Source organism: Streptomyces tricolor, from assembly GCF_002155905.1.
Taxonomy (GTDB): Bacteria; Actinomycetota; Actinomycetes; order Streptomycetales; family Streptomycetaceae; genus Streptomyces; species Streptomyces tricolor.
Genome location: NZ_MUMF01000455.1, coordinates 1 through 5597, shown reverse-complemented (window position 1 = coordinate 5597; position 5597 = coordinate 1). Strand labels below are relative to the sequence as shown.

Annotated in this window: 6 protein-coding genes and 1 pseudogene; 5 read left to right on the top strand and 2 right to left on the bottom strand. The window is 70.8% G+C overall.

What is annotated here, in order from left to right; genetic code table 11:
• The 3 genes from CCN44_RS29525 to CCN44_RS29515 form a co-directional block, all read left to right on the top strand.
• On the top strand, positions 1-235 hold a 235-nt coding region (locus CCN44_RS29525; RefSeq protein ID WP_244203986.1), incomplete at its 5' end, for a hypothetical protein.
• Between the two features lie 245 nt (positions 236-480).
• On the top strand, positions 481-1131 hold the full coding sequence (locus CCN44_RS29520) for a DUF4360 domain-containing protein (protein ID WP_059249271.1): 651 nt from the start codon (positions 481-483) through the stop codon (positions 1129-1131).
• A 197-nt stretch (positions 1132-1328) separates the two neighbouring features.
• Positions 1329-2288, top strand: a complete 960-nt coding sequence (locus CCN44_RS29515; protein ID WP_086700951.1) for an arabinan endo-1,5-alpha-L-arabinosidase — start codon at positions 1329-1331, stop codon at positions 2286-2288.
• On the opposite strand, the gene CCN44_RS29510 is transcribed toward CCN44_RS29515, so the two are convergent.
• Positions 2245-2718 carry a DUF7878 domain-containing protein gene (locus CCN44_RS29510; protein ID WP_223283905.1) on the bottom strand — a complete coding sequence of 158 codons (474 nt, stop codon included), beginning with the start codon at positions 2716-2718 and terminating at the stop codon, positions 2245-2247. The two genes, CCN44_RS29515 and CCN44_RS29510, sit on opposite strands and share 44 nt — an antisense overlap.
• A gap of 223 nt (positions 2719-2941) precedes the next feature.
• Here CCN44_RS29510 and ctaD point away from each other — a divergent pair, with 223 nt between their 5' ends.
• Together ctaD and CCN44_RS29500 are read left to right on the top strand one after the other, a co-directional pair.
• On the top strand, positions 2942-4666 hold the full coding sequence (gene ctaD, locus CCN44_RS29505; protein WP_059249268.1) for an aa3-type cytochrome oxidase subunit I: 1725 nt from the start codon (positions 2942-2944) through the stop codon (positions 4664-4666).
• A complete protein-coding gene (locus CCN44_RS29500; protein ID WP_189397219.1) occupies positions 4663-5013 on the top strand; it encodes a cytochrome C oxidase subunit I in 351 nt (116 codons plus the stop codon). Before ctaD ends, CCN44_RS29500 begins: the two co-directional genes overlap by 4 nt.
• Before the next feature lie 63 nt (positions 5014-5076).
• Here the strand turns inward: CCN44_RS29500 and CCN44_RS29495 are convergent.
• A pseudogene (locus tag CCN44_RS29495) lies at positions 5077-5597 on the bottom strand (hypothetical protein); the annotation flags it as partial.

Sequence of the window (5597 nt, the reverse complement as noted above, 5' to 3'; positions counted from 1 at the left end):
CCCGTCCCGGACCTCGCTCGTTGGGCGGGACATGCTGAAGAAACTCACCTGCGTCACCGTCCTGGCCACCGCTCTGCTGGCCGCCGCTCCCACCGCCCAGGCCGCCCAGCGCCCCGTCCCGCCCGCCGGTGTCCCCGGCGGCGCCCTCCTGCACGGCGTCCTCGGCTCCCTGGAACTGGGCCACCCGGTCACCTCCCTCCGCACCCTCCTGCCCACCGGCCTCCGGGGCCAGTGACGGACCCGCGCACCGCGCCCGCGCCGGCCCGGGCGGTCACCCGGGCCGGCGTGCCGGTCGTGCGGGCCTAGCCGGAGGGCGTGAAAAGCCCGGTGTGAATGGCCTGAGTTCGCTCTCCCGGGGGCGGGCGGGGGTTCCTACGCTACCCACGCCTCCACCCCCGCTTCACAGGTGAGACATGGATTCTTCACCTTTGAAGCACTGCGGGCGGGGGTGCACCCCCCACTCGACAACCGGGAGAAACCATGGCCGGCGGACTCCTCATGGGCGGCGCAGTGGCCGCCCTGCTCACCACCGCGCTCGCGCCCGCCCACGACTCGTCCCCCTTCGACGACCCGCCCCCGGACAAGATCGTCATCGATGTCGCCACGGTGAACGGCTCGGGCTGCCCGGCCGGCACGGCCGCCGTGGCGGTGTCGCCGGACAACACGGCGTTCACCGTGACGTACAGCGCCTACCTGGCCCAGGCCGGCGGCAACTCCGACCCCACGGCCTTCCGCAAGAACTGCCAGCTCAACCTGGTGGTCCACGTCCCGCAGGGCTTCACCTACGCGGTCGCCAGCGCCGACTACCGGGGCTTCGCCTCGCTCCAGCGGGGCGCCACCGGCACGCAGAAGGCGTCGTACTACTTCCAGGGCTCGTCGAACACCGTGCCCAGGACCCACCCCTTCAACGGCCCCTACAACGACGACTGGCAGGCCACCGACACCACCGACTGGGCCCAGCTGGTCTGGGCGCCCTGCGGAGTGCTGCGCAACTTCAACATCAACACGGAGCTGCGCGTCAGCGCCGGGACCGCGACCCCCGACAAGGTCAGCTTCATGACGATGGACTCCACGGACGGGGACATCAGCACGGTGTACCACCTGGCGTGGAAGGAGTGCCCGAAGCCGTAGCCGCCGCGGGAGGGGGCGCGGGCGCGTCCCCTCCCGTGCCGGCGCGTCCCCTCCCGTGTCCGCCGGGGCGGGCGGGCTCCTGCGAGAACTGTTGACTCGCCAACCAATCGCTTCTACGGTCCCGTTCGAATCCGCGATCGGCGTTCGCGATTTCGGACGCTTGGGCGCAAGGACCCGTAGAAAAGAGGGCTTTTGCCATGAAGAAGCGCACCGCACTCCTCGCCGTCCCCGCAGCCCTCCTGCTCGCCCTCGTGCCGAGCAGCGCCTCCGCGTACCCCAACCCCGGCACGGTCACCGGCAGTGTCGTCGTCCACGACCCGACGATGATCCGCACCCCGGCCGGCCGCTACCTGCTCTACGCCACCGGCGGCGGCCTCGCCCACAGGACCTCCACCGACCGCACCGCCTTCACCGCCGGCGCCGACGCCTTCACCACCAGGCCGGGCTGGTGGTCGTCGTACGCCACCGAGGCCTGGGCGCCGGACATCTCGTACCACGGCGGCAAGTACCTGATGTACTACGCCGTCTCCACGTTCGGCGAGAACACCTCGGCGATCGGGCTGGCCGGCTCGACCACCGGACTGCCCGGCTCCTGGACCGACTACGGCATCGTCTACACCTCCACCGCCGGCAGCGACTACAACGCCATCGACCCCAACCTCTTCGTGGACGACGACGGCACGTGGTGGCTCTCCTTCGGCAGCTGGTGGACCGGGATCAAGATGATCCGCATCGATCCGTCGACCGGGAAGCAGTACGCCGGAGACACCAGGCGGTACTCCCTCGCCTCCCGGCCGACCGGCAGCAAGGCCGTCGAGGCGCCGTACATCGTCAAACGCGGCGGCTTCTACTACCTCTTCGCCTCCTACGACGTCTGCTGCCAGGGCGCCGGCTCCACGTACAAGGTGAAGGTCGGCCGGGCCACCTCGGTGACCGGGCCGTACTACGACAGGAACGGGGTCGCCCTGATGAACAACGGCGGCACCCCGGTCCTGGAGTCCCACGGCCGGGTCGTCGGGCCCGGCGGGCAGTCCGTCCTGCACGACGTCGACGGCGACCTGATCGTCTACCACTACTACGACGGCAACGACAACGGCACCCCGAAGCTCGGCATCAACCTGCTGAGCTGGTCGACGGGCTGGCCGGTGGCGTACTGAGCGCGGGGACCAGGGCCGGGTCGGCGCCGAGGGCGGCGACCCCCTCGCGGACGGCGTCCGTGAACCGCGTCAGCTCCGCCGCCAGGACCTCCAGGGCGACCGGCGCGGTCCAGTCGTCCGGCGCGAACACCGAGCCGACCCGCCAGCCCCCGGCCGACTCCTCGATCCGTACCGCGCCCGGCTCCTCGAACGACATCGACGCGAAGCGGAAGGCGCCGCGCTCCTCCCGGCCCAGCCACTCCACCAGGGCGCGCGCCAGCTCGGCGACCGGGAAGTCCTCCACCGCGCACACCACCCGCTCGCCGTCCCGGACGACGAGGTCCGCCTCCAGGTCCACCAGCAGCACGTGCACGGGCGCCGTCGCGGGCGTCATGCCGCGCCTCGGCAGATCCGAGGTGTTCAGGTTCGCGTAGCCGATACCCGGCGCCATCCGGCCCTCCCGACCGTCCCAGGGCCATCGGCCGGCGAATCTATCAAGCGCACCCGAGCACCCCGCGAGGCGCCCGGCCCGTTGCTCCGAACGTGTGCATCCGTCATCCGGATGGCTGTGCCTCGGCCGCTCAGGGCGCCCCCGCCGCCGTCGCCCCGCCAGGATGGCGGTTGACCGACGCCATGGCGTGGGCGGACGGCGAGCATCGGGAGACGGACGACTTGTGAGCATCCTCAACGAACCCCAGGGCGGGTCGGCGGCGGCCGAGGACTCGTACGAGAACGAGTTGCCGGTCCGGCGCAAACAGCCCGGCAATGTCGTGGTGAAGTGGCTGACGACCACCGACCACAAGACGATCGGCACGCTGTACCTGGCGACGTCCTTCGCGTTCTTCCTGTTCGGCGGGGTGATGGCGCTGGTCATCCGGGCCGAGCTGGCCCGCCCCGGCCTGCAGATGATCTCGAACGAGCAGTACAACCAGGCGTTCACGATGCACGGCACCGTGATGCTGCTGATGTTCGCCACCCCGCTGTTCGCCGGGTTCACGAACTGGATCATGCCGCTGCAGATCGGCGCCCCCGACGTCGCGTTCCCGCGGCTGAACATGTTCGCCTACTGGCTCTACCTGTTCGGCTCGCTCATCGCGGTGGGCGGCTTCCTCACCCCGGACGGCGCGGCCGACTTCGGCTGGTTCGCGTACACCCCCCTGTCGGACGCGATCCGCAGCCCCTCGATCGGCGGGAACCTGTGGATCCTGGGCCTGGCGTTCTCCGGTTTCGGCACCATCCTCGGCGCCGTCAACTTCATCACCACCATCATCTGCATGCGCGCCCCCGGCCTGACCATGTTCCGCATGCCGATCTTCACCTGGAACGTGCTGCTGACCGGTGTGCTGGTCCTGCTGGCCTTCCCGGTGCTGGCCGCCGCGCTGTTCGCGCTGGCGGCGGACCGTATCTTCGGCGCCCATGTGTACGACGCGGCCAACGGCGGGCCCCTGCTGTGGCAGCACCTCTTCTGGTTCTTCGGCCACCCTGAGGTGTACATCATCGCCCTGCCGTTCTTCGGCATCGTCACCGAGGTCATCCCGGTCTTCTCCCGCAAGCCGATCTTCGGCTACATGGGTCTCGTCGCCGCGACCATCGCGATCGCCGGTCTGTCCGTCACGGTGTGGGCCCACCACATGTACGTCACCGGCGGCGTGCTGCTGCCGTTCTTCGCCTTCATGACCTTCCTGATCGCCGTCCCGACCGGGGTGAAGTTCTTCAACTGGATCGGCACGATGTGGAAGGGCTCGCTGAGCTTCGAGACGCCCATGCTGTGGGCCACGGGCTTCCTCGTGACGTTCCTCTTCGGCGGACTCACCGGTGTCGTCCTGGCCTCGCCGCCCATGGACTTCCACGTCTCCGACTCGTACTTCGTGGTGGCCCACTTCCACTACGTGGTCTTCGGCACGGTCGTCTTCGCGATGTTCGCCGGCTTCCACTTCTGGTGGCCGAAGTGGACCGGCAAGATGCTCGACGAACGCCTCGGCAAGATCACCTTCTGGACGCTGTTCATCGGCTTCCACACCACCTTCCTGGTCCAGCACTGGCTGGGCGCCGAGGGCATGCCGCGCCGGTACGCCGACTACCTCGCGGCCGACGGCTTCACCGCGCTGAACACGGTGTCCACCATCGGTTCCTTCCTGCTCGGCCTGTCGATGCTGCCGTTCCTCTACAACGTGTGGAAGACGGCCAAGTACGGCAAGCCGGTCGGCGTGGACGACCCGTGGGGCTACGGCCGCTCGCTGGAGTGGGCGACCTCCTGCCCGCCGCCGCGGCACAACTTCCTCACCCTGCCGCGGATCCGCAGCGAATCCCCGGCGTTCGACCTGCACCACCCGGACATCGCGGCGCGGGAGCAGGAGGCCTACGCGCGCCCGGGCACGAGCGACCGGGGACAGGGGTGAGCGGTCTGCCCAAGCAGGGGGCCGGGGCAGGCGGCGACCTCGGCAACGAGGTCGAGGGCTATCTGCTGTGGCAGGCCCGCGTCGCGGAGGCGGAGCGGCGCGCCCGGGAGTTCACCGGCCCCATGGACTGGCTGACGACGGCCCAGCGGGAGCAGATCGAGCAGGCCTACGTCGCCGACAGCCTGCAACGGGCCAAGGCCGACCTCGAACGCATCGCGGCCCGCTGCGTGTCGCTGCGCGCCGAGTACGAGCAGCGCTACCGCGAACTGCGGCGCCGCTGCGTGGGCGTCGTCCTGGCGGTGTGCGCCGGCCTCACCACCCTGGTCACCCTGCTGCAAGTCCTCTGACTCCGCCGGACGGCGCGGACGGTCCCCGGGCACGCGGTGCGCCGGGGACCGTCCGCGCTCGGCTCAGGCGGACTGGCCGGCCGGCACGGAGACCGCGGTCAGCAGCCACATGGCGGCCTGCATGCCGTGACTGAAGACCGCGCCGAAGACCCGGTCCGCGTCGGCGGCCGGCAGCGAGGTCCGCCCGGCCAGGACCGCGGTGGCGTGCCCGGGGTTGGTGACCACGGAGTCGGTCCAGTCACCGGTCGCCTGGTGCCGCCGGGTCAGCTCGGTGGTCAGCCGGCCGGAGGCGAAGGTGCGGAAGAGGACCACGGAGGCGGCCAGACCGATCGCGCCGCCCAGGTTGTGGAAGGTCCAGGAGGAGCCCACGGCCAGACCGGCCTGCCGCTCCGGGACGGCGGACAGCGCGGAGACCGTCGCCGGGCTGAGGACACCGGCCCAGCCGATGCCCATCGCGACCATCGCGACCGCCGGCGGGACCGGAGCGGTGCCCGCGCTCAGCCGGGTCTGCGGCAGCGCGTCGAGCAGTTCCACGGTGGCCCGGACACGGGGGTCAACCGGCTGCTTGCCCCGCCCCCGCCGCG